This is a genomic window from Streptomyces spinosus (genome assembly GCF_020400655.1).
Classification (GTDB): Bacteria; Actinomycetota; Actinomycetes; order Streptomycetales; family Streptomycetaceae; genus Streptomyces; species Streptomyces argyrophylli.
Map to the genome: position 1 here is coordinate 511,704 of NZ_JAINRC010000001.1, position 22,860 is coordinate 534,563.

The 22,860-nt window shown below is 73.7% G+C and carries 18 protein-coding genes; 6 read left to right on the forward strand and 12 right to left on the reverse strand.

Annotated elements, in window-relative coordinates; all coding sequences use genetic code 11:
• Window positions 1–80 precede the first annotated feature (80 nt).
• Window positions 81–944 carry a phosphotransferase enzyme family protein gene (locus LG395_RS02180; protein ID WP_171151730.1) on the forward strand — a complete coding sequence of 288 codons (864 nt, stop codon included), beginning with the start codon at window positions 81–83 and terminating at the stop codon, window positions 942–944.
• A gap of 91 nt (window positions 945–1,035) precedes the next feature.
• Here the strand turns inward: LG395_RS02180 and LG395_RS02185 are convergent, their stop codons facing one another.
• The 4 genes from LG395_RS02185 to LG395_RS02200 form a co-directional block, all read right to left on the reverse strand.
• The gene (locus LG395_RS02185) at window positions 1,036–1,761 is read right to left on the reverse strand and encodes a 3'-5' exonuclease (protein ID WP_225808221.1); all 726 of its coding nucleotides are present in this window, start codon (window positions 1,759–1,761) and stop codon (window positions 1,036–1,038) included.
• A gap of 136 nt (window positions 1,762–1,897) precedes the next feature.
• Entirely contained in the window at window positions 1,898–3,136 is a 1,239-nt protein-coding gene (locus LG395_RS02190) for a DUF5919 domain-containing protein (RefSeq protein ID WP_171151734.1), read from the reverse strand.
• Between the two features lie 116 nt (window positions 3,137–3,252).
• Window positions 3,253–4,596, reverse strand: coding sequence for a copper amine oxidase (locus tag LG395_RS02195; protein WP_171151736.1), 1,344 nt, complete (start codon window positions 4,594–4,596; stop codon window positions 3,253–3,255).
• Window positions 4,597–4,651: 55 nt separating this feature from the next.
• Window positions 4,652–5,464, reverse strand: coding sequence for a Tat pathway signal sequence domain protein (locus LG395_RS02200; RefSeq protein ID WP_225808222.1), 813 nt, complete (start codon window positions 5,462–5,464; stop codon window positions 4,652–4,654).
• Between the two features lie 199 nt (window positions 5,465–5,663).
• On the opposite strand from LG395_RS02200, the gene glgX reads away from it, so the two are divergent.
• Window positions 5,664–7,775, forward strand: a complete 2,112-nt coding sequence (glgX, locus tag LG395_RS02205) for a glycogen debranching protein GlgX (protein WP_171151740.1) — start codon at window positions 5,664–5,666, stop codon at window positions 7,773–7,775.
• Here the strand turns inward: glgX and LG395_RS02210 are convergent.
• Entirely contained in the window at window positions 7,772–8,047 is a 276-nt protein-coding gene (locus LG395_RS02210) for a hypothetical protein (RefSeq protein ID WP_225808223.1), read from the reverse strand. The two genes, glgX and LG395_RS02210, sit on opposite strands and share 4 nt — an antisense overlap.
• A 259-nt stretch (window positions 8,048–8,306) precedes the next feature.
• Between LG395_RS02210 and treY the strand changes: the two genes are divergently transcribed.
• Window positions 8,307–10,676, forward strand: a complete 2,370-nt coding sequence (treY, locus tag LG395_RS02215) for a malto-oligosyltrehalose synthase (RefSeq protein ID WP_225808224.1) — start codon at window positions 8,307–8,309, stop codon at window positions 10,674–10,676.
• A 183-nt stretch (window positions 10,677–10,859) separates the two neighbouring features.
• On the opposite strand, the gene LG395_RS02220 is transcribed toward treY, so the two are convergent.
• Window positions 10,860–11,786 carry a LysR family transcriptional regulator gene (locus LG395_RS02220; protein ID WP_225808225.1) on the reverse strand — a complete coding sequence of 309 codons (927 nt, stop codon included), beginning with the start codon at window positions 11,784–11,786 and terminating at the stop codon, window positions 10,860–10,862.
• 100 nt (window positions 11,787–11,886) lie between these two features.
• Between LG395_RS02220 and lpdA the strand changes: the two genes are divergently transcribed.
• Complete coding sequence (lpdA, locus tag LG395_RS02225) at window positions 11,887–13,356, forward strand: dihydrolipoyl dehydrogenase (RefSeq protein ID WP_225808226.1); 1,470 nt, start codon at window positions 11,887–11,889, stop codon at window positions 13,354–13,356.
• 138 nt (window positions 13,357–13,494) lie between these two features.
• On the forward strand, window positions 13,495–14,745 hold the full coding sequence (locus tag LG395_RS02230; RefSeq protein WP_225808227.1) for a M14 family zinc carboxypeptidase: 1,251 nt from the start codon (window positions 13,495–13,497) through the stop codon (window positions 14,743–14,745).
• Between the two features lie 132 nt (window positions 14,746–14,877).
• Here LG395_RS02230 and LG395_RS02235 read toward each other — a convergent pair whose 3' ends face one another.
• Together LG395_RS02235 and LG395_RS02240 are read right to left on the reverse strand one after the other, a co-directional pair.
• Window positions 14,878–15,291, reverse strand: coding sequence for an SSI family serine proteinase inhibitor (locus LG395_RS02235; protein WP_225808228.1), 414 nt, complete (start codon window positions 15,289–15,291; stop codon window positions 14,878–14,880).
• Window positions 15,292–15,401: 110 nt separating this feature from the next.
• Window positions 15,402–15,953 carry an FHA domain-containing protein gene (locus LG395_RS02240; RefSeq protein WP_225808229.1) on the reverse strand — a complete coding sequence of 184 codons (552 nt, stop codon included), beginning with the start codon at window positions 15,951–15,953 and terminating at the stop codon, window positions 15,402–15,404.
• A 177-nt stretch (window positions 15,954–16,130) separates the two neighbouring features.
• Between LG395_RS02240 and treZ the strand changes: the two genes are divergently transcribed.
• Window positions 16,131–17,876, forward strand: coding sequence for a malto-oligosyltrehalose trehalohydrolase (gene treZ, locus LG395_RS02245; RefSeq protein WP_225808230.1), 1,746 nt, complete (start codon window positions 16,131–16,133; stop codon window positions 17,874–17,876).
• A gap of 42 nt (window positions 17,877–17,918) precedes the next feature.
• Here treZ and LG395_RS02250 read toward each other — a convergent pair whose 3' ends face one another.
• The 4 genes from LG395_RS02250 to phsA form a co-directional block, all read right to left on the reverse strand.
• A complete protein-coding gene (locus LG395_RS02250; RefSeq protein ID WP_225808231.1) occupies window positions 17,919–18,854 on the reverse strand; it encodes an aminoglycoside phosphotransferase family protein in 936 nt (311 codons plus the stop codon).
• A gap of 52 nt (window positions 18,855–18,906) precedes the next feature.
• On the reverse strand, window positions 18,907–20,034 hold the full coding sequence (locus LG395_RS02255; RefSeq protein ID WP_225808232.1) for an aminopeptidase P family protein: 1,128 nt from the start codon (window positions 20,032–20,034) through the stop codon (window positions 18,907–18,909).
• A gap of 217 nt (window positions 20,035–20,251) precedes the next feature.
• A complete protein-coding gene (locus LG395_RS02260) occupies window positions 20,252–20,806 on the reverse strand; it encodes a PDZ domain-containing protein (RefSeq protein WP_225808233.1) in 555 nt (184 codons plus the stop codon).
• Window positions 20,807–20,948: 142 nt separating this feature from the next.
• Window positions 20,949–22,823: an O-aminophenol oxidase PhsA gene (gene phsA / locus LG395_RS02265; protein ID WP_225808234.1), complete on the reverse strand. Its 1,875-nt coding sequence runs from the start codon at window positions 22,821–22,823 to the stop codon at window positions 20,949–20,951.
• Window positions 22,824–22,860: the final 37 nt, after the last annotated feature.

A 22,860-nucleotide genomic window follows, 5' to 3' on the forward strand; every position in this document is an offset into this window, starting at 1 on the left:
CGGTGCCCGGCCCGGGTCAGTGCGAGACTGACCGGGGACCGGACAGACACGGCACGGGAAGACGGCACGGAGGCAGGACGATGGACGAGGCACGCGCGCGGGACGTACTGGCCGCGGCGGGAGTGCTGCCGGACCCGGCCCGGGACGCGCGGCTCCTGGCCCTCGGCGAGAACGCGGTGTTCGCGGCCGGCGGCCTGGTGGTGAAGGTGGGCCGGGACGCGGAGCTGCTGGGGCGGGCCGAGCGCGAACTGGCCGTCGCCGGCTGGCTGGCCGAGGCGGGCGTGCCGGCGGTCCGGGCGGCCGAGCCGAAGCCGCTGCTGGTGGACGGCCACCCGGTGACCGTGTGGCACCGGCTGCCGGATCCCGTACGGTCGGCCGAGCCCCGGGACCTGGCCGTCCTGCTGCGCGGGGTGCACGCACTGCCCTCTCCCCCCTTCGGACTGCCGCCCCGCGATCTGCTGGACGGTGTGGAACGCTGGCTGCGGCTCGCGGGCGACGCGATCGACCCCGAGGACGCGGCCTTCCTGCGTGCGCGCCGCGACGGTTTCGCCGCCCAGGCGGCGGCGCTGACGCCGCGTCTGACACCAGGGCCGATCCACGGGGACGCGCTGCCGCGCAATGTGCACATTGGGCCGGACGGGCCGGTCCTGGTCGACCTGGAGACCTTCGCCGCCGATCTGCGCGAGCACGACCTGGTCGTCATGGCCCTCTCCCGCGACCGCTACGGGCTGCCCGCCGAGGCGTACGACTCCTTCACCGAGGCGTACGGATGGGATGTGCGGGAGTGGGAGGGCTGCGCGGTCCTGCGCGGCGCCCGGGAGACGGCGAGCTGCGCGTGGGTGGCCCAGCACGCGCCGTCCAACCCCAAGGCGCTGGCCGAGTTCCGGCGCCGGGTCGCGTCGCTGCGGGACGGGGACGCGACGGTGCGGTGGTATCCCTTCTGAGGGTGCCCCGGGACTCCGAGGGCGCCCCCGGAGGCGGCTGCTGTCCGCCACGACGGGGCCCGCGGGCCCGGCATGATCCGAACGAGAGGCCTCAGGCCGGCTGGTCCTCGGTCAGTTCCCGGAGGGGCCAGCTGCCGTCGACCACCGCCTCCGCCTCGCCCTTGCGCCGCAGGAACGCCTGGAAGTCCGCCGCCCACTGCGCGTACCACTCGATCTGGCTGCGGTGCAGCTCCGCCGGGCCGAGGGACGCTATCTTCGGGTGGCGGTCGGCTATCGCGGACGCGAGCCGTGCCGCGGCGAGGGCGTCGGCGGTGGCGTTGTGGGCCGCGCCGAGGACGATGCCGTACTCGGCGCAGACCGCCTCCAGATTCCGTTTGCCGCGGCGGTAGCGGTCGACCCAGCGGTCGATGGTGTACGGATCGATGACCGGGGCGGGGTGGGTGCCGCCCAGCCGGTCGGTCAGGGACGGCAGACCGTACCGCCGCAGTTCCGCCGCCAGCAGCGTGAGGTCGAAGGCCGCGTTGTAGGCGACGACCGGAACGCCCGACTTCCAGTACGACACCAGGACGCCGGCGATGGCGTCGGCCACCTGGTCGGCCGGGCGGCCCTCGGCCGTCGCGCGTTCGTTGCTGATGCCGTGCACGGCGACCGCGTCGGCCGGGATCTCCACGCCCGGATCGGCCAGCCATTCCCGGCGCCCCATGGGCTCACCGGCCTTGACCTCGATCACGGTGCCCGTGACGATGCGCGCCTCGCGCGGATCGGTCCCGGTCGTCTCCAGGTCGAAGCCGATCAGCAGCTCCTGGTGCCAGCCCATGGGCGGCCCCCCTTCTTGGTGGTGCTTTCCCCCAGTGGCCTCCACCATCGCACGCGGCACTGACAATCAGACGCCCGCGTTCCGCTTCCCGGCCCGGAACCGGCCCGCGCCGGGCCCCGCATCCGGTTCCGGCCGTTCAGGACACGGGACGCGAATCCGCCCACGTCAGCTCGAATTCCTCGCGGTACGTCGGGAAGAGACCGACTTCGCCCACATCGTCCGACTTGACCAGCCGGCTGCCGTTGCGCAGCACCAGCACCGGCGACTCCATCCCCCGCGCCCCGCGCAGATAGGACTGCACCACGGCCATGCCGTCCGCGCCGTCGCCGTCCACCAGGTAGGCGGTGAAGCGGGGCGTCTCGTCGTACACCTGGATCTCGAACGCGCCCGGGTCGCGCAGCCGGGAGCGCACCCGGCGCATGTGCAGGATGTTCATCTCGACCGAGCGGCTCAGTTCGCCCCGTTTCATCCCGAGTTCGCGCTCGCGGCGCTTGACCGAGCTGGAGGCCGGGTTGAGGAAGAGCAGCCGCACCCGGCAGCCGCCCTCGGCGAGCCGGACCAGGCGCCGCCCGGAGAAGTTCTGCACCAGCAGGTTGAGGCCGATGCCGATGGCGTCGAGCCTGCGGGCGCCGCCGAAGATGTCCTCGGCCGGGAACTGTCGCAGCAGCCGCACCCGGTCGGCGTGGACGGCGACGACGTCGGCGTACCGGTCGCCGACCAGGTCCTCGACCGCGTCGACGGGCAGCCGGCGCGCCGAGGGCACGTCACCGCCCGCGCCGAGCATCTCCAGCAGCCGCGCGGAGGCCCGCTCGGCCTGGCTGAGGACCGCTTCGGACAGGGCCCGGTTGCGGGAGACGACGTTGCGGGTGACCTCCAGCTCGTCCAGGGCGAGTTCGAGGTCCCGCCGCTCGTCGAAGTACGGCTCGAAGCACGGCCAGTGCTGGACCACCAGCTCGCGCAGCTGGGGCAGGGTGAGGAAGCTGAGCACGTTGTCGTCGGCCGGGTCGAGCAAGTAGCCCTTGCGGCGGCTGACTTCGCGGACGGCGACCGCGCGCTGCACCCACTCCTGCCCGGCCGGGCCGGCCGCGGCCACCACCCACTCGTCGCCGTGGACCGGTTCGTAGATCGGCCGCAGCACGGCCGCCACGACCGCGCGCAGCCGCTGTTCGACGAGGTTCAGCCAGATGTAGGCCCGGCCGGCCCGCTGGGCGCGGGTGCGCACCTCGCGCCAGGCGTCGGCGTCCCAGTCCAGCTCCGGACCGATGGAACCCGCGTCCATCGGCCGGGCCAGGGACACCGCGCCGGGCGGGACGTCTGTGGAGTTTCCCTCGTGACCCTCGTCACCAGGAGGCAGCTCCAGCCCTCCCGAGCCCACCCGTGCACCGCCTTCCGCTCCCCCGGGCCTTTCCCGTCTCAACGATCAAGGAAGGGTACTCCGCGAGCGGTCGGCGGTGCAGCCGGATGGACAGGTCGGTTTCCCGTCCGCTGTACTCAACTACGCCATTCCCAGTGTCCGTTCTGCCATGCCAGCTCCTTGGGGGTGAGCGGATTCATAGCCGTGACGTCCCGCGGGGCGATGGAGAAGCCCTGCCAGTGCACCGGCATGGGCTGCTGGTCCTCGTCCCGGGCGATGTGGTGGAAACCGACGTTCACCCAGACCACGGGGTGCGTGAGGGTCTGGCCGCCCACCCACTTGTCCACGGACTTCGGGTGGCCGGTCGCGCACGTCGGGTTGTCGCTGGCGAACAGCTCGCACTTGTCGTACTCGGTGACGTACATGTCGTGCTTGGTGAAGCTGCGGCCCGGGTATCTGGTGGTCGGTCCGGGCACCAGTTCGTACGAGCGGGCGTGGCCGTCCTTGTTCTTGCCGGTGGCACTGACCACCCGCCACCAGCGGTAGGTCTTGTAGTCGCCCGCGAGTTCCCTGCCGACCTTGGTGCGGGTGGTCCTGGTGGTCGGGCCCTCCCGCCCGGCGGGGGCGGTGACGGCGGAGTCGTACTGCTCGACCTTCGTCTTCGACGAGCCGTCGAGGCCGAAGTCGAGCCGCCAGAAGACGTTGTGGCTGTGGCTGGTGGCGTAGTCCCGGGCGCCCTTGCCGATGGGCCAGCCGCGTCCGTCCTGGGCGTTGTAGTCCTCGAAGGAGAGGCTGCCGGTCGCGCCGGCGTTCATGCTGATCGTGCCGTCGTCCTGGAAGCGCCACTCGGTGATGTACTCGTACCAGCCGACCTGGTTGACCGTGTAGACCAGCAGGTCCTTGCCCTGCTGCTGGTAGGTCTTGCCCGACTGGAAGAGGTCGTGCATCCGGTAGGCGTGGCCACGCGAACGGGTGGTCGTGCACAGGCCCTTGACGTTCGGGTGGCGCGGGTCGCCGTCCGGGACCTTGACCGTCTTGATGGTGCCGCCGGGGCACTCGCCGGGCGACAGCTCCATCAGCTCCTGGGCGAAGTCCTGGCCCGTGAGGTCGTAGTACTCGTGCTTGCCGTCGTCGTAGGGGACGTGGATCTGGGCGAGTCTGGCGCTGTTGAGGACCTTGATCGGCTTGGCTTCGCCCTTGGGCTGGTAGGAGATGTTCTCCAGGACGAGGCCGGCCTTGCTGTCGTAGCGCCAGCACATCCGCCAGGTCGTGCCGGTGGTCAGCTTCTGTTCGATGGTGTAGGCGGCGCTGCAGCCGGGGACCGCCGCGGCGGGCGCGGTCTGCGGCCGGGCCGCGGCGGGGCCGGCGAGCGTCGCGGCGGCGGCCAGAGCGGCCAGGGACACGCCGACGGCGGCGGTCGTGCGGGCGGCGCGGCCGGTGACTCGCGGCCGGACCGCGCCGGACGGGTGCTTCTCGGGCATGAAGGGGTGACTCCCTTACCTCAAGGTACGGGTGTGAAGGTCGGGTGGCGGCCGGTCAGCCGCGGTCGAGGGCGGCGGTCTTGCGGGCGCTCAGGTCGATGACCAGGTCCCTGGTGTCGATCCACGGCCCGTTGCGGACCTTGGAGAACAGCCGCACGCACCGGTGGACGCCGCACTGGTCGAGCACCGCGGGCTGGGCGCCCGGCGAGGCCTCGTAGATCCCGCCGCTGAGCTCCAGCTGGTCGGGGGAGGTGAGGTCCTTGCCGGTGGCGTCCTTGTAGTCGGCCTTGAGGCCCGCGCCCAGCGGGCCGGCGATCAGGATCCGGGCCGCCTCGGCATTCTCGGCGCGGCTCGGCGGCGGCTGGACGCCCTGCTGGGTGCCGGTCCGCACGACCTTCCCGGTGCTCAGGTCGACGGTCCTGGTGACGAGGGTGTCGTTCCGGTAGTCGTAGAAGGTCACGTCGGCGCGCCGTGGCGCGTCCGGGTCGTCCGCCTCGGCGGCCTCCGGCTCGGCGAGGTCGACGCTCAGCCGCTGCGGTCCGCGGTCGCCGTCGACGTCCCGGGCCGTGGCCGAGAGCCGTCCCGCCGCGGCGATCCTCTCGACCCGCCGCAGCTCGTCGTCGGTGAGCGGGTCACGGCCCGTGCCCTGCTTCCCCTCGGCCGGTGCCGGCTCCACGACACCGGGCGGTGCGGCGTCCGGGTCCTGCCCGGCCTGCCGTGCGGCCCGCGTGCCGCCGCCGGCCCCTCCGGAGTCGTCCGCTCCCGCCGTGCCCGGCAGGGTGACCGCCACCATGGCGGCGGTCCCCGCCGCCGCCAGGGCCGCACCGGTCAGTACTTTGCCCAGATGGCGGTGGACTGTCTCACGCACATTATCCCCCTACTCCCCCCTGGTCCCCGGGAGTACGTATCTGCCCCGCTGGTTCGGCTCTCGGCGGGTACCAGAACCGCCGAGTGCACTGGTCACTTGATAAGAGGGCACGCGAGCCACGGGAGGTTGCCTCACTTTCGGACGAGACTCGGGGCCGACGCGGCCCCCGGCGGACGGCACACCTGGGAGAGTCGTATCCATGCAGGTCTGGCCTGGCGAGGCGTATCCGCTCGGCGCCACCTATGACGGCGCCGGAACCAACTTCGCGGTCTTCACGGAGGCCGCTGACCGAGTAGAGCTGTGTCTGCTGCACGACGACGGCTCGGAGACGGCGGTGGAACTGCGCGAAAGCGACGCGTTCGTGCGGCACGCGTACGTGCCGGGCGTGATGCCCGGACAGCGGTACGGGTTCCGGGTGCACGGGCCGTACGACCCCGGACGGGGGCTGCGCTGCAACTCCGCGAAACTGCTGCTCGACCCGTACGCGAAGGCGATCAGCGGGTCGGTCCGGTGGGGCGAGGAGGTGTACGGCTACCACTTCGGCGCGCCCGAGAGGCGCAACGACCTGGACTCGGCGCCGCACACCATGACCTCGGTGGTGATCAACCCCTACTTCGACTGGGGTGACGACCGCCCGCCGCGCACCGAGTACCACCACACGGTGATCTACGAGGCCCACGTCAAGGGCCTGACCATGCGTCACCCCGGGCTGCCGGAGGAGCTGCGCGGCACCTACGCGGGCCTGGCCCACCCGGCGATCATCGAGCACCTGACCAAGCTCGGGGTGACGGCGATCGAGCTGATGCCCGTGCACCAGTTCGTGAACGACCACCGGCTGGTCGACATGGGCCTGAACAACTACTGGGGTTACAACACCATCGGCTTCTTCGCCCCGCACAACGCGTACGCCTCCTGGGGCGACCGCGGCCAGCAGGTGCTGGAGTTCAAGTCGGCGGTCCGGGCGCTGCACGAGGCCGGGATCGAGGTCATCCTGGACGTGGTCTACAACCACACCGCCGAGGGCAACCACCTGGGTCCGACGCTGTCCTTCAAGGGCATCGACAATCCGTCGTACTACCGGCTGACGGAGGACCCGCGCTACTACATGGACACCACGGGCACCGGGAACTCGCTGCTCATGCGGTCCCCGCACGTGCTCCAGCTGATCATGGACTCGCTGCGGTACTGGGTCACCGACATGCACGTCGACGGCTTCCGCTTCGACCTCGCGGCGACCCTGGCCCGGCAGTTCCACGAGGTGGACCGGCTGTCGTCGTTCTTCGACCTGGTGCAGCAGGACCCCGTGGTCTCCCAGGTGAAGCTGATCGCCGAGCCGTGGGACGTCGGCGAGGGCGGCTACCAGGTGGGCAACTTCCCGCCGCTGTGGACCGAGTGGAACGGCAAGTACCGGGACACGGTCCGGGACCTGTGGCGGGGCGAACCGCGCACGCTCGCCGAGTTCGCCTCCCGGCTGACCGGTTCCTCCGACCTCTACCAGGACGACGGGCGCCGTCCGCTGGCCTCGATCAACTTCGTCACCTGCCACGACGGCTTCACGCTGCACGACCTGGTCTCGTACAACGAGAAGCACAACGACGCCAACGGCGAGGACAACCGGGACGGCGAGAGCCACAACCGGTCGTGGAACTGCGGGGCGGAGGGCGACACCGACGACCCGGAGGTGCTGCGGCTGCGCGCACGGCAGATGCGGAACTTCATCGCCACGCTGATGCTGTCCCAGGGCGTGCCGATGATCAGCCACGGCGACGAGTTCGCGCGCACCCAGCGCGGCAACAACAACGCCTACTGCCAGGACAACGAGCTGTCCTGGCTGGACTGGCCGGAGTCCCTGGAGAGCGACCTGCTGGAGTTCACGCGGGCGATGGTGTGGCTGCGCCGCGACCATCCCGTCCTGCGCCGGCGCCGCTTCTTCCACGGACGCCCGGTGGAGGGCACCCACGACGAGCTGTCCGACATCGCCTGGTTCACCCCCGAGGGCGGCGAGATGACCCAGCAGGACTGGGACTCGGCGCAGGCGTCGGCGCTGACCGTGTTCCTGAACGGCAACGCCATCTCCGAGCCCGGCCCCCGCGGGGAGCGCATCACCGACGACTCCTTCCTGCTGATGTTCAATGCCTCCTCCGAGCCGCTGGACTTCCTGGTGCCGGTCGACCACGGACGCCAGTGGCAGGTGGTCGTCGACACGGCCCGCCCGGAAGGGGTGCCGCCGGGAGCGGGCGCGAAGGTGGCGGCCGGCGACCGCATCACCCTGCCGGACCGCAGCCTGACGGTGCTGCAACGGCCGGCCTAGCGGCCGCCGGGGTCGCGCACCGCGGGAGGCCGTCCGACGCGCGCGCAGGGGGTGTCGCCGTCGCCTACGCGCGCGTGCGGGCCGTTCGGTGGCCTGCGCGCGCGGTGGCGGACGGCGCGCGCACCCCTCGGCCCGCACCCGTCGGTCCGCGAGTCGCCGGTCCGGCAGTCGCCGGTCCGGCACTCGTCGGCCTGGCAGTCGTCCGTCCGCCAGTCGTCGGCCTGGCACTCGTCGGCCTGGCACTCGCCGGTCTGGCGGGGATGCTCGGCCATCCGGCGTAGCTCGACGAGCCACGGTGGTGCCCGCGGCGGCCCTCAGGAGGGCCGGGAAGGGTGCCGGACGCCCGGTGGGCGGGCCGGTGGCGAGCGGGCCACGGCGGACACGCCGGCGGACGGGAGACGGGGAAGCGGGGACACCGCCCCCCGCCGCCCCCGCTTCCCCGGCCTCCCGGCGCTCGGAACCGGACACGCGGGCGTGATCCGGTCCGAGGTCGATGACACGAAAGACGGCGAGCGGGGTACGTAGGTTCCCATGACTTCTGCGCGACCCGGACCGGGGGTGCCCACGGCCACCTACCGGCTGCAGCTCCAGCCCGCGTTCCCGTTCGCCGCCGCCGAAGCGGCCGTACCCTACCTGGCGTCGCTCGGCGTCTCGCACCTGCACCTGTCCCCCGTCCTGGAGGCCGTCCCGGGCTCCGTGCACGGTTACGACGTCGTCGACCACACGCGCGTGCGCGCCGAGCTGGGCGGCGAGGAGGGGCTGCGCGCGCTGGCGCGCACGGCGCACGAGCACGGCCTCGGCCTGGTGGTGGACATCGTGCCCAACCACATGGCGATGTCCCCCCGGCACAACCCCGCCCTCTGGGAGGTGCTGCGCGAGGGGCCCGGATCGCCGTACGCGCGCTTTTTCGACATCGACTGGGAGGCGCAGGGCGGCCGGGTGCTGCTGCCGGTGCTCGGCGGCCCGATCGGCACGGAACTGGCGCACCTGGTGGCCGACGGTGGCGTCCTGCGCTACCACGACCACGTCTTCCCGCTCCGCCCCGGCACCGAGCACCTGCCGCTGCCCCAGCTGCTGGACGCCCAGTGGTACCGCCCGGTGTGGTGGCGGCTGGCCCGCACGGAGCTGAACTACCGGCGCTTCTTCAGCATCTCGGAGCTGATCGGGGTGCGGGTGGAGGATCCGGAGGTGTTCGACGCCACCCACGCCACGGTCCTGCGGCTGCTGTCGGAGGGCGTGTTCGACGGGCTGCGCATCGACCATCCCGACGGTCTCGCCGACCCCGACGGCTACCTCGCGCGGCTGCACGAGGCGACCGGCGGGCGCTGGACGGTCGTGGAGAAGATCCTGGCCGACGATGAGCACCTGCCGGGCTCCTGGCCCGTCGCGGGCACCACGGGCTACGACGCCCTGCGGCACGTCGACGGCCTGTTCACGGACCGCACCGGCGCGTACGAACTGCTCGGCCGGTACCGGGCCTTCGCCGCACCGCAGACGGACCGGGGCGGCAACTGGGAGGCCACGGTGCGGCGGGCCGCCTACAAGGTGCTCACGCACGAGCTGGCCACCGAGACGGACCGGCTGACCCGGGTGGCGGCCCGGCTGTGCGCCGCCTCGCCTGACCTCTCGCTGCGCGACCGCGCGCCCTGGGCGCTGCGGACGGCCGTGGAGGAGCTGCTGGTCCGGATGCGCGTCTACCGGCCGTACGCCTCCGGTGACGCGTCCACCGTGATCACCGAGGGGGCCGCCGAGGAGGCCCGGCTGGCCTTCGTGGTGCCCGAGGAGGCCGAGGCCGTCGGCGTCGTGCGCCGGCTGCTGGTCGAGCCGCCCGGTGACCCGTCGGCGCCGGACCACGCCGACCGGGTGGAGTTCCGCACCCGGTTCGCGCAGACCGCGTCGGCGCTGCGCGCCAAGTCGGTGGAGGACACGGCGTTCTACCGCTACATGCCGCTGCTGTCGGCGACCGAGGTGGGCGGCGATCCGGGCGGTCCGGGGGTGGCGCCGGAGGACTTCCACGCCTACTGCGCGCGCGTGCAGCGCGATTGGCCGCTCACCGGCACGGTCGTCTCCACGCACGACACCAAACGCAGCGCGGACGTGCGCGCCGCGCTCGCCGTGCTCACCGAGTGCCCGGACCGCTGGGCGGAGCTGCTCGCCGAGGTGTCCCTGCCCGAGGAGGGCGCGCCGGACGGGCAGCTGGCCTGGGCGGCCTGGCAGACGGTCTTCGGGCTGGGGCCGGCCGAGGAGGAGCGGGTCCAGCAGGCGCTGCTGAAGCACGTGCGCGAGGCGGGCATGTACACCAGCTGGACGGAACAGGAACCGCCGTACGAGGAGGCGGTGGCGTCCTTCGTCGCCGCCGGGCCGTGCGGGCCGCCCGGCGAGCGCGTGGCGGCGTTCCGGAAGGGGTTGGAGCCGTACGTGCGGGCCAACGTGCTCGGCACCGCGCTCGTCCACCTGACGATGCCGGGGGTGCCGGACGTGTACCAGGGCACGGAGGGCGAGTACCGGGCGCTGGTGGACCCGGACAACCGGCGGCCGGTGGCGTTCCCGCCGGAGGCGCCCGGCGAGAAGGACACGCTGACGGCGGCGGCGCTGCGGCTACGCGCCCGCCGCCCGGAGGTGTTCGGCGCGGACGCGTCGTACGAGCCGCTGACGGCCGGGGGCCCGGCTGCCGACCACTGCCTGGCGTTCGCCCGCTCCGGATCGGTGGTCACGGTGGTGACCCGGCTGTCCCTGCGGCTCGCGGAGGCGGGCGGCTGGCGGGACACCCGTCTCCCGCTCCCGCCGGGCCGCTGGGCGGATGTCCTCGCCCCGGGCCGCGAGTTCACCGGCGAGGTGTCCGTGGCTCAGCTCCTGGACCGGCTGCCGGTGGCCCTGCTGGAACGGGTGGCGGAGGACTGAGACGCCGGGGCGGCACCGGCGGGCGGCGGGGGCGCGCCGCCGTACGACCGCCTGCCGCGCGGCAGGCGGTCGTACGGTGGACGCGCGGTCGTCGAGCCGAGGGCCGCGCGGCCTTCCGTACCCCGGCCGCCCGGGCCGGTCACCCGGCACAACGCCGCGCGGCGCTCGGCTTCCCGCACGCCGTCAGGCCTCGGGCGGCTCGCACGCCTCGTCCGGGCCGTGGGGGCCCAGGGGTGGCCAGGCCGCGCGCAGGAGGTCGACGAAGGCCGCGGCGGCGCCCGTGGGCGGCACGCGCGCGTAGACGGTCAGCGGGCGTCTCCAGGGCGGAACGGGCGTGAGGACCACGCAGTCCTCGCCGACGGCCCCCCGCACGATGTGGGCGGGCGCGGCGCACACCCCGACGCCGGCGGCGGCCATGCGGACGGCCGTCGAGGTGTGCTCGGTCCACACCGCTGTCCGGGGCCGGAACCCGGCGTCCGCGCAGGCCCGGTCGAGGAAGCGTTCGCCGTGCACGACGGGTTCCATGGCGCAGCGGATCCAGGCGTGGTCGGCGAGTTCCGGGAGAGTGACCGTCGTGCGCCCCGCGAGCCGGTCGTCGAAGGGCACGACGAGAACGACCTCCTCCTCGCCCACGGGCACGACGGTGCCGGGCCGCCCGGACGGCTCGGGGCCGACGGCGAGGTCGGCGGTACCGCGCTGCACCGCCTCCTCCAGGGCCTCGGCGGTGGCGTACTCGTGCAGGCGCAGCAGGACTTGGGGGTGGGCCGCGCGCCAGCGGGCGAAGACGTCGGGCAGGAGGCCGACCGCGATGGAGTGCAGGGCCGCGACGTGCAACTCGCCGCCCTCGGCGCCGACGGTGGCGCGGGCCGCGCGGCGGGCCTGGGCCGCGCTGCGGACGGCGAGTTCGGCGTGCGGCAGGAAGGCGCGGCCCATCGGGGTGAGGCGCACGCCCCGGGGCAGGCGCTCCAGCAGGGCACCGCCGACCGACTTCTCCAGCGCCTTGATCTGGTGCGAGAGCGCGGGCTGGGTGACGTGCAGGGCGTCCGCCGCGCGGGTGAACGACGCCTCCTGGACGACCGTCACGAAGTACTCCATCTGGCGCAGGCTCACGTTCCCGGATCCCTCTCCGTCCTGCCATGAAGATCATGCATGGAGTCCACAAGAACATTGCCTTGGACTCATGGCAAGGGGTGGACGGAGGGTGGATGCCATGACCATCGACACAGGCGTCCCTACATCCGATGTGATCGTCGTCGGCGGCGGCACCGGCGGTTACAGCACCGCCCTGCGCGCCGCCGGCCTGGGCCTCGACGTCATCCTCGTCGAACGCGACAAGGTCGGCGGAACGTGCCTGCACCGGGGGTGCGTCCCCAGCAAGGCGATGCTGCACGCCGCCGAACTGGTCGACGGGATCGCCGAGGCCCGCGAGCGCTGGGGCGTGAAGGCGACCGTGGACTCCGTCGACTGGGGCGCGCTGGTGGCCACACGGGACGGCATCGTGGCGCGCAACCACAAAGGGGTCGAGGCACACCTCGCGCAGGCGGGCGTGCGAGTCGTGCGGGGCAGCGCACGGCTGACCGGACCCCGCACGGTACGGGTGGAGAGCACGGGCACGGACGGTACGCCGGGCGTGCGCCAGGAGGGTGCGCCGGGCGTGCGGGATCTCACCGCGCGCCGTGCGCTCGTCCTCGCGACCGGCTCCCGCCCGCGCACGCTCCCGGGGCTCGATCCGGACGGGCGGCGCGTGGTGACGAGCGACGACGCCCTGTTCGCGCCGGGGCTCCCGGCCTCGGTCCTGGTGCTCGGCGGGGGCGCGATCGGGGTGGAATACGCATCCTTCCACCGGTCCATGGGCGCGGACGTCACCTTGGTGGAGGCCGCCGACCGGATCGTGCCGCTGGAGGACGCCGACGTCAGCCGCCACCTCACGCGCGGTCTGAAGAGGCGCGGCATCGACGTGCAGACGGGCGCGCGGCTGCTGGACGCGGAGCTGCTGGACAACGGCGTACGCGCGCGCGTGCGGACCGCGCGGGGAGAGACCCGGACGCTGACGGCGGAACGGCTGCTGGTGGCCGTCGGCCGGGCCCCCGTCACCGAGGGCCTGGGCCTGGACGCGGCAGGGCTGACGACGGACGAGCGGGGATTCGTCGTACCGCAGGACTGGGGCCGGCTGGAGACGGCCGTGCCGGGCGTCCACGTCGTCGGCGACCTGCTGCCGCCGCCCTCGCTCGGCCTCGCCCACGCCTCGTTCGCGGAAGGTCTGCTGGTGGCCGAGACCGTGGCCGGGCTTCAGTCGCCGCCGGTCGACTACGCGACCGTGCCCCGGGTGACGTACTCCTCGCCGCAGACCGCCTCGGTGGGGCTCGGCGAGGCCGAGGCACGCGCGCGTGGGCACGAGGTCGACGTCAACACGATGCCGCTGACCGCCGTCGCCAAGGGGATGGTGCACGGCCAGGGGGGCATGGTGAAGGTCGTGGCGGAGGCCGGCGGCGGGCCGGTGCTCGGCGTCCACCTGGTCGGCCCGAACGTGTCGGAGATGATCGCCGAGAGCCAGCTGATCGTCGGCTGGGACGCCGAACCCTCCGACGTGGCCCGGCACGTGCACGCGCACCCCACCCTGTCGGAGGCGGTGGGCGAGGTGTTCCTGACGCTCGCGGGGCGCGGCCTGCACCAGCAGTGAGCCCGCGCACCGCGGGGGCGCGGGCGGGGGCGGGCTTCCGCGTCCGGGCGCTGCCGGGAGCCTCCCCCGCCCGATGCTTGACAGTTCACCCTTCGCGTGCGGGACTGGGAGGTGCGAAGCCGGGCGGACAAGTCGGGGGTGAGTCCTCTGCCGGAGCTGCGCTATCCCAGCGTTCCCGAACTGGTCGCCGCCGCTCAGGCGCTGGCGGCGCAGGAACCCGGGCTGTGCGCGCTGCGCCAGGTGGGCGTCTCACGCGCGGGCAGACCCCTGCACCTGCTGTCGGTGGGGCACGCCCGCCGTGCGGTGCTCGTGGTGGCGGGCGCGCACGCCAACGAGCCGACGGGCGGCTCCACCCTGCGGGTGCTGGCCGAAAGGGTGCTGGCGGAACGCGAGTTGCGGACGGACACCTCCTGGCACTTCCTGCTGTGCGCGGACCCGGACGGCGCGAGCCTGCACGTCACCCCGGCGCCGCGCAGCCTGCTCGACTACCACCTCGGTTTCTACCGGCCCACGGGGGCGGAGCAGCCGGAGTGGTCCCCGTCGGTGCTGCCTCCGGACCGGCTGCCGCCCGAGACACGGACGCTGACCGGGGTCATAGACGAACTGCGCCCGTATCTCCAGGTGACCTTGCACGGTACCGATCTGGGCGGCAGCTGGGTGCAGTTGACCAAGGACGTGCCGGGCCTCGCCGAGCCGTTCGCCAAGTCCGCGGCGGAGCTGCACATCCCGGTGGAGACGGGGGCCTCGGACGCGGCGGGCTGGCCGGCCTCCGGTCCCGGGGTGCATGTGATGCCCGGCCCGGAGACGGGCGTGGCCTACCCGAGCCTGCCGGACGACGCCCGGCACAGCACCTGGTACCACGCGCACCGGTACGGCGGTCTGACAGCCGTGGTGGAGGTGCCGATGTGGGCGAGCGACCTGGTGGACGACCCGGCGCCGCACCCGGCACCGGCCGCGGCCATGCGGCGCCTGGCCACGCGGCTGCTGCGGGACTCCCGGCAGGTCGAACGGATCCTCGCCGAGGCGCTGCCCCGCCTTGAGGGCGTGGACGGGCCGCTGCTGCGGGCCTCGCGGTGGGCACTGGAGCTGATCCCCGGCCTCGCGGAGGACTGGACCCACACGTCCCCGGCGGGCACGACGATGGCGTACGTCGGCAGTGTCGACGCGTTCGGACGGCGGCTGCCGCTGCGGGCCGCGGCGATGCTGCTGCGGGTGCTGCGGGAGGCGGACGACCGGGCGGCGCCACGCCTGGAACAGCTCGTGGCGACCTGGTGCGACGCCTTCGCCGAGCGGTTCCGGGCCCGCTGGGTGCCGTTGGAGCACCAGGTGGAGCACCAGTCCCGGACGGTACTGGTGGCGGCACAGCAGGCCCGCGACCGGGCGGCGTGAGCCGGGGGCGGCGCGGGTGCGCCCAGCGGGCCCACGGGGAAGGTGCGCCCAGCCGGCGCGCCGAACGCACCAGCGCCACCCACGCGCCGGTTCACTCCCCCCGGCGCGCGTCCCCGCTCATCGCCCCGCCCCTCAGCCGTCCAGGGCGAACACCGACCCCGTCCGCGCCCGCATCACACACGCGCTGGTGTACGTGTCCTGGAAGTCGACAGGCCGCCCGTCCCACCGCCCGCGCGCGTGGACCGTCACCGGGGCGAAGATCATCGGGCAGAAGACGTGCCTGGCCGGGATGCGGTCGACGGCACCGCCGGCGGCGGCCAGTTCCGCGCAGGCCTCGGACGCGCGCGCGTGTCCCTGGGGCGGCTCGCACAGCAGCAGCGTGCCGCGGCTGTCGCCGGACCGGTCGCCGCCCTTGGAGACCGTGAGGTAGAGCCAGTTGCCCGGCAGGGCGTCACGGGAGGCCGCCTGGGCCGGGCCCGCGGTGAGGAGGCCGGCCGCGGTCAGCAGGGCGCCGGCCGCCGCTGCCGCTCTGGTGATGTACGTCATGCCCGTTGCATCGGCACGGCGGCTCCCCTTCCGCAGTGCGGCTCACCCGATCGGCACCGCGCACACGCGTGACCGCGCGTCCGTTCGAACTGGACCGGCCGGGCGGGGGCTCAGCTCGCCGCGAGCCGGAACACCATCCTGCCGAAGGCGACCTGGTCGCCCTCGCGGACGGCGACCGCCCCGATCACCCGGCGGCCGTTGACGGTGGTGCCGTTGGTCGAACCCAGGTCCCTGAGGACCCACAGGCCGCCCTGGTGGCGGAGTTCCGCGTGTACACGGGAGACGGTCTCGTGGTTCAGGCGCAGCCCGTTCGCCGGGTCGCGGCCGATGCGCAGCGGATGGGTGTGCGCCGGGTGCGGCAGCTGCAGCTTGGGCAGCCGCTCGGCCTGCCAGGCCCGCCGCAGCCGTACCGTGAACCCGGAGACGGCCTCCACGGTGCCGAGGAGGGCGCGGGAGAAGCGGTTCTCCCGGGGCAGGTCGGCGACGAGGGCGGCGAGTTCGTCGGAGTGGCGAGCGGCGAGCGCGAGTTCCATGCGGCGCACGAACGTGTCGTGCGAGAGCCGGCCCATGGCGACGCCGTCGCGCAGCACCCGCAGCGCCTGGTCGCGCTCCGCGTCGGACAGGCGCGCGGGATAGGTGGAGAACTCGAAGGACGACGTCACGCTGGTGATTGTCGGGCAGTGAACCCCGGGTGTCCAGAATTCGGGGAATCGGTGCCGCTCCGTGGGTACTTCCGCGACACCTCGCGGCAAAGGGCCGATTCGAGAGCGGATTGATCGTCCGGGGCGGCACGATGGAGACGCGGGACATCACGGTGAGCAGACGAAGGGGAACCGTCCGTGCAGTTCGAGGTGTGGGCACCGCAGGCAGACCGAGTGACGCTCCATTGCGAGGGCGCCACGCGCGCGTTGACGCGCGATCCCGCGCGCGAGGGGTGGTGGACGGGTGATGCGGAAGCCGGGGACGGCGCGCGGTACGGGTTCGCGCTGGACGACGGCCCCGTGCTGCCCGACCCGCGCTCGCGCCGCCAGCCGGACGGCCCGGACGGGTTGAGCGCGGTCGTGGACCACGAGCGGTACGCGTGGCAGTCGCGGTGGGCGGGGCGCGGACTGCCGGGCGCGGTGCTGTACGAGCTGCACGTGGGCACGTACACCCGGGAGGGCACCCTGGACGCCGCCGCCGCCCGCCTGGACCACCTGGTGGAACTGGGCGTGACACACGTGGAGTTGATGCCGCTGTGCCCGTTCCCGGGGCGGCACGGCTGGGGCTACGAGGGCGTGTCGCTGTGGGCGGTGCACGAACCGTACGGCGGTCCCGAGGCACTGAAACGCTTCGTGGACCGGGCGCACGAGCTGGGTCTCGGCGTCGTCCTGGACGTCGTGCACAACCACTTGGGGCCCTCGGGGAACCATCTGCCGCGGTTCGGGCCGTACTTCACGGACACGCACACCACGCCGTGGGGTTCGGCGGTGAACCTGGACGCGCCCGGCTCGGACGAGGTGCGCGCCTTCCTGCTGGGCAGCGCGCTGGCCTGGCTGCGGGACTACCGGATCGACGGGCTGCGGCTGGACGCGGTGCACGCGCTGTACGACACGCGCGCGTGCCACTTCCTGGAGGAGCTGTCGGCGGCGGTCGACGGCCTCGCCGAGGAGGTGGGCAGGCCGCTGTTCCTGATCGCCGAGTCGGACATGAACAACCCGCGCTTCATCACCCCGCGCGCGCAGAACGGCCTCGGACTGCACGCGCAGTGGAACGACGACTTCCACCACGCCCTGCACACCGCGCTGACCGGCGAGTCGCAGGGCTACTACGCCGACTTCGCGCGCGATCCGTTCGCCGCGCTCGCCAAGACGCTCACGGGCGGCTGGTTCCACGACGGCACCTACTCCAGCTTCCGGGGCCGCGGTCACGGCCGGCCGCTGGACCGCGCGCGCGTGGCCGGGCACCGGCTGCTCGGCTACAGCCAGACCCACGACCAGGTCGGCAACCGCGCCCAGGGCGACCGGCTCTCCGCGCACCTCTCCCCCGGTCTGCTGGCCTGTGCGGCCGCGCTGACCCTGACCGCCCCGTTCACGCCGATGCTGTTCATGGGCGAGGAGTGGGCGGCCGGCACGCCCTGGCAGTTCTTCACCGACCACACCGACCCCGAGCTGGCGGAGGCGGTACGGCGGGGCAGGCGGCGGGAGTTCGCCGCGCACGGGTGGGCCGAGGAGGACGTGCCCGACCCGCAGGACCCGGCGACGCGCGAGCGGTCCTGCCTGGACTGGTCCGAGCCGGAAGGCGAGCCGCACGCGCGCGTGCTGGCCTGGTACCGGCAGCTGATCGCGCTGCGCCACGCCCAGCCCGACCTCACCGACCCGGACCTCGCCGACACGAAGGTCGCGTACGACGAGGACGCCCGCTGGCTGGCCTTCCGGCGCGGCGACCTGCGGGTGGCGGTGAACCTGGGCAAGGAGCCGGTGGCGATCCCGCTGGGCACCGGCCGGGTGGAGGTCCTCGCGGCCTGGGACCCGGTCGGGACGCCGGGCCCGGACGGGCTGCTGCAGGTGCCCGGGGAGTCGTGCGTGGTGCTCACCCAGCCCTGAGAGCCGGTGCCGGCACGGCCCTGAGGGTCCCTCGCGGTCCCGTCAGGGCTCCGGCTCGTCCTCCTGGAGGTCGGTCACCCGCTCCAGCAGGATCGGCTCCCAGGCGCGCCGCAGCTGGGTCCGCAGCAGGGGCAGGGAACCGGTCGTACGGCCTTGCAGACGGTCGGTGAGGCGGATGACGGTGTCGCAGCGGGCCAGCCACAGGCCGCGCAGACAGGGGCGGGCGCCGTAACCGGCGAGGGTGGCGGCGCGCACGGCCGGCGGGGAGCCGACGGCGAGGGCGAGCCCGGCGATGTCCTCGGCGGGGTCGCCGAGGGACGCGGCGGTCCAGTCCAGGATGCCGCGCACCCGGCCGTCGGCGCTGACCAGCACGTGCGCGCCGGTCAGCCCGTGGTGGGTGAGGACGGCGGAACCGGGCTGCGCGGCGAGCTGGGCCGCGCCGGGCGGGGTCAGCTGGTGCAGCCGGGCCGCGTCGAACTCGTCGGCGGCGGCGAGCCGTTCGGCCGCGTGGACGGCCATCCGGCGCAGCGCCTCCAGCGAGCGCGGCGCGGGGCGCGGCACGCCGAGCGCCTCGGCCTGGCGGGCCGGCACCGTGCGCAGTCCGCCGAGCAGCCCGGCGAGGTCGGCCTCCCCGACGGCGGAGACGTCGTGCTCGTCGGCCGTGCCGCCGGGCAGCCGGATGTCGAGGGTGTAGGCGAGGCCGGGCGCCCATTCGCCGTGCGCGACGCTGGCCGGGACGGCGACGGGCAGCTGCGGGCGGACCAGCTCGCGCAGGCGCAGTTCCCGGCGGCGGCGGACGGAGGACTCGCGGTCGGGCGCGAGGCGCAGCACATGACGGCCGCCGACCCACCAGGTGTGCTCGCGGTCCTCCGTCACGGGCCGCACGGCGGGTCCCCCCGTGCCGTCGCCGCCCTCCTTGAGCAGCGAGCGGACCAGCCTGCGGACGGTGTCCGCGGTGGGTGTCGGTGCCTGGATCATGGGTCGCGCGTCGCCGTTCCGGGTGTCGTCGGAAGTTCTCTCCTCGGGTCTCTCAGTCCACTATGACCATCTCACGGGTGGTGTTGTTGAGGCGGCGCGCGCCGTCACCGGTGACCGCGACGATGTCCTCGATGCGCACCCCGAAGCGGCCGGGCAGGTAGACGCCGGGCTCCACGGAGAAGCACATGCCGGGCACGAGGGGCTGTTCCTCGCCCTCGATCATGTACGGCGGTTCGTGCGTGGTGACGCCGATGCCGTGGCCGGTGCGGTGGATGAAGTACTCGCCGTACCCGGCGTCCGTGATCACGGCGCGGGCGGCGCGGTCGACCTCCTGGCAGGCCGCGCCCGGGCGTACGGCCTGGAAGCCGGCCTCCTGGGCGGCGCGCACGACGTCGTGGACCCGGCGCTCCTCCTCGGTCGGCTCGCCGACGTGGACGGTACGGGTGGTGTCGGAGCCGTAGCCGTCCATCAGACCGCCGAAGTCGAGGACGACCATGTCGCCGCGCCGGATGACACGGTCGCCGACCTCGTGGTGGGGGTTGGCGCCGTTCGGGCCGGAGCCGACGATCGTGAAGTCGACCTGGGAGTGGCCGAAGCGGCGCAGCAGGCCGGCGAGGTCCTGGCCGATGTCGGACTCGCGGCGGCCGGCGAAGGGGACCTTGCGGATCTCCTCGAACGCCAGGTCGGCGGCGGCGCCCGCGGCCGCCAGCAGTTCCAGTTCGGCCGCGTCCTTCACGGCGCGCAGCATGGGCAGGGCGTCGGTGAGGGAGGCGTAGGACGTGCCGGGCAGGGCCCGCTGGAGGCCCAGCAGGTGCATCGCCCAGGTGTTGTCGCTGATGCCGAACCGGCCGCGGTCGTCGAGGAGACCGGCGGTGACGGCGTAGGGGTCCTTGCCGTCGGTCCAGTCGCGCAGGGTCAGCGCGGTGGCACCGGCGGCCCGCTCGGCGTCCGGGGCCTCCAGGGTGGGCACGACGAGCACGGGGTCCCGGCCGGGTGCGAGGACCAGCAGGGTCAGCCGCTCCGTGACCGCCGTGGGCGTGTAGCCGGTGAGCCACACCATGTCCGGTCCCGGCGCCACGAGCAGCCCCGCGAGGCCGGCGTCCGCGGCGGAGCGCACGGCACGCTCCATACGGGCCCTGTGGTCGGCGGCGGTGAAGGGCGCGGGCGTACTACCGGTCATCCGGGCCTCCGGCGCGGGTGGGGAAACGGGGCGTTGGCGTCTGGTGCAGCATCCTGCCCGCCCGCACGGAGCCGCGCGAGCCGGTCCCGTGGACCGGGGTCCCGCGGTACGTCGAGAGGGCGCTGGGCATGGGTCCATGATGACGTGGGGGACGCATGGTGACCAAGGGGTTTCCCGGAGTGACCGGAGTCCGCGGCGGCGGTGGGTCCGGGCCGGGTCAGATCACCACCCCCGGGGTCACCGTCAACTGCTGGTAGCCGCCGCTCGCGTGGCGCACGGTGAGGAGCACCGCCTTGCCGGGGCGGGCCCGTCGGACGGCACGGGCCAGATCGGCGGCGGTGTCCACCCGGGCCTCGCCCCACTGGAGCACGACGTCCCCGCGGACCAGGCCCGCCGCGTAGCCGGGGCCGGGCACGTGCACGCCCACGACCAGGGCGCCCGCCTCCCGCGCGTCGACGGCCTCCACGCCCAGGGCGGCCCCGGGCGGGGCGGCGACGGGCGTGGGCGCGGCCCGGGCCGGGGCCGGTGCGGGCGGCGGGGCCTGGTGCCGCGGCCCGGCGAGTCCGCTCACACCGATCACCGTGGCGCCGACCGCGCCCATGCCCACGCCGGAGAGCACCAGCACGGTGCCGGCGCACAGGCCGCACAGCAGGGTCCGCAGCCGCCGGCCGCGCCGGGGCGCGGCGTGCGGGTGACGGCCGGGATCCGGGGTGTCGTGCTCCCGCCGGTCCTGACCGGGCACGGGCTTGGGACGCAACGCAGTCTGTTCCATGGTTCGCTCGCCTCCGGGTGATGCTCTACCCGGGGCGGTGGGCTGTGACGAGACACGAAAGAGTGAGACTGCCCGGAGGGTGACTCAGGGTAGTACCAGCCGTCACGCCTGCGCGGTCGGCACACCCTTCCGGTCCGTCCGCTCAGCCCGTGTGACCCTCGCCGTGGCCGCCGTGCGCCCCGCCGTGGTCGAACTTCAGGGCCTCGGGCGGCATGACGACGAAGGGCCGCATCATGCCCATGTCCTCGTGCTCCAGCAGGTGGCAGTGGTACATGAACCGGCCGTACGCGCCGTCGAAACGGCCCATGACCCGCAGCATCTGGTCGCCCGGCACCCGGAAGACGTCCTTGAGGCCCCGCTCGTTGGGCGCGAGCGGTATCTCCCGGCCGGCGTCGTACCGGATCGGCGTGCGGGTGCCGCCCACCGCCGGGTCGAAGCCGGAGACGTCGTACGCGTCGCGGCCCAGCAGCTGGAAGTCGGCCAGGTGGATGTGCATGGGATGCACGATGGGCGCGAGGTTGAGGAAGCTCCACTGTTCGTGGCTGCCCTCGCCGATCGTGAAGCCGAGCCCGTCGTTGAAGGTCCGCGCGGTGCGCCGGTACGTCTTCGTGGTGCCGTCGGCTCCGGTGACCTGGACGATGCCCTCGGCCGGGAACGTCAGGCCGCTCGGGTCCTCGACCTCGGTCATCTCCCAGATCTCGGGGTGCCCGCCGGCCCCTTTGGTGGCGGGCGGGGTCAGCAGCACGAGCCGGTGGCCGTGCGGGGTGTCGTGGGTGAGGCGGCGGAAGGAACCGGAGAGCACCTCGGGCAGTTCGAAGGTGTCCTCGGCGCAGCTCTCCCGGACCCGGAACTCCAGCACGGCAGGACAGGGCACGTCTCCGGCCGGGTCGGGCACCCCGGCCGGCTGGTTGGGGCCCTTGTTCACCAGGCGCAGGGTGCGGCCCTCGAGTCCGCGGAAGTCCACCAGCAGGTCGAACCGCTCGGCCGGCGCGGCGGTCAGGGCCGGCAGCTCCGCGTCGAAGTCGACCGGCACCGGGCGCGGCAGCAGTCCGCCGTCGCTGCCGATCTGGTGGACGATCCCCGGCACCGGCTGGTCGTCCTCGTCGATGAGGACCAGTTCGAAGATGCGCGCGTTCGAGGCGTTGACCAGCCGGAACCGGTGCCACGCCGGGTCCACGTCGGCGTACGGCCAGATGCGGCCGTTGACCGTGGTGTACGGACCGGTGAAGGGCAGGGAGACCGGCTTGCCCGTCTCCGGGTTGCGCTGCTGGACGATCACCGTCTTGTGCAGGAGCCGGCCGTTGAGGCGGCCGTCCTCGTCGGTGTCGAGGTTGCGGTCGGCGACGACGAGCGGGATCTCCCGCTCGCCGGACGGCAGGTGGAGGGCGTCCTCCTCGTCGTCCCGGACGAGGTAGGTGCCGTACAGGCCCGCCATCACGTTCCACCGGGTGATGTTCATGGCGTGGTCGTGGTACCACCACTGCACCGCCTGGTGGTCGTTCGGGTACTCCGACAGCTGGGCGTCGCCGTGGCCGACGGCGTTGTCCGCCCAGCCGTCGTTGCCGCCGCCGGTCTGCGCGCCGTGCAGATGGGTCACCGACCAGGCCGGCAGGGCGGCGACGTCCTTGTCCGGCTCGGCGCCCTCGCGGCCGGGCTCGGTGGTGGCCTGCGGGCGGCCGTCCGTGCGCAGCGGCACCTCCACCGAGGTGACCGGGTACTCGCTGTCCTTCGGGATGCGGTTGGTCCAGGCGATGCGGACGCGCTGTCCCCGGCGCACCTCGATGGTGGGGCCCGGCACGTGTCCGTCGTAGCCCCACATCAGGGTCGGCGGCAGTTGCGGGTGCAGGCGCACCCAGGCCGGGCGCAGAGCGATCTCGGTCTCGCGCAGGACGTCGTCCGCGGCGGGCCGCAGGACCGGCGGAACGGTCAACGGCGCCATGTACGGCGTCAGTTCGCGTCCCGCCTGCGCCTGCTCGCCCGTGATCCGTTCGGCGGGCCTGTCGATGGTCTCGGTCAAGGTCGAACACCCCCGTGTGTTCTGGCGCTGTTGTTCC

What these genes read in the sequence shown, in the direction of transcription:
- LG395_RS02180 (WP_171151730.1), top strand. Translation starts at nt 81, where the DNA reads ATGGACGAGGCACGCGCGCGGGACGTACTGGCCGCGGCGGGAGTGCTG.
- LG395_RS02185 (WP_225808221.1), bottom strand. Translation starts at nt 1,761, where the DNA reads ATGGGCTGGCACCAGGAGCTGCTGATCGGCTTCGACCTGGAGACGACC.
- LG395_RS02195 (WP_171151736.1), bottom strand. Translation starts at nt 4,596, where the DNA reads ATGCCCGAGAAGCACCCGTCCGGCGCGGTCCGGCCGCGAGTCACCGGC.
- glgX (WP_171151740.1), top strand. Translation starts at nt 5,664, where the DNA reads ATGCAGGTCTGGCCTGGCGAGGCGTATCCGCTCGGCGCCACCTATGAC.
- LG395_RS02210 (WP_225808223.1), bottom strand. Translation starts at nt 8,047, where the DNA reads ATGGCCGAGCATCCCCGCCAGACCGGCGAGTGCCAGGCCGACGAGTGC.
- treY (WP_225808224.1), top strand. Translation starts at nt 8,307, where the DNA reads ATGACTTCTGCGCGACCCGGACCGGGGGTGCCCACGGCCACCTACCGG.
- lpdA (WP_225808226.1), top strand. Translation starts at nt 11,887, where the DNA reads ATGACCATCGACACAGGCGTCCCTACATCCGATGTGATCGTCGTCGGC.
- LG395_RS02235 (WP_225808228.1), bottom strand. Translation starts at nt 15,291, where the DNA reads ATGACGTACATCACCAGAGCGGCAGCGGCGGCCGGCGCCCTGCTGACC.
- LG395_RS02250 (WP_225808231.1), bottom strand. Translation starts at nt 18,854, where the DNA reads ATGATCCAGGCACCGACACCCACCGCGGACACCGTCCGCAGGCTGGTC.
- LG395_RS02255 (WP_225808232.1), bottom strand. Translation starts at nt 20,034, where the DNA reads ATGACCGGTAGTACGCCCGCGCCCTTCACCGCCGCCGACCACAGGGCC.
- LG395_RS02260 (WP_225808233.1), bottom strand. Translation starts at nt 20,806, where the DNA reads ATGGAACAGACTGCGTTGCGTCCCAAGCCCGTGCCCGGTCAGGACCGG.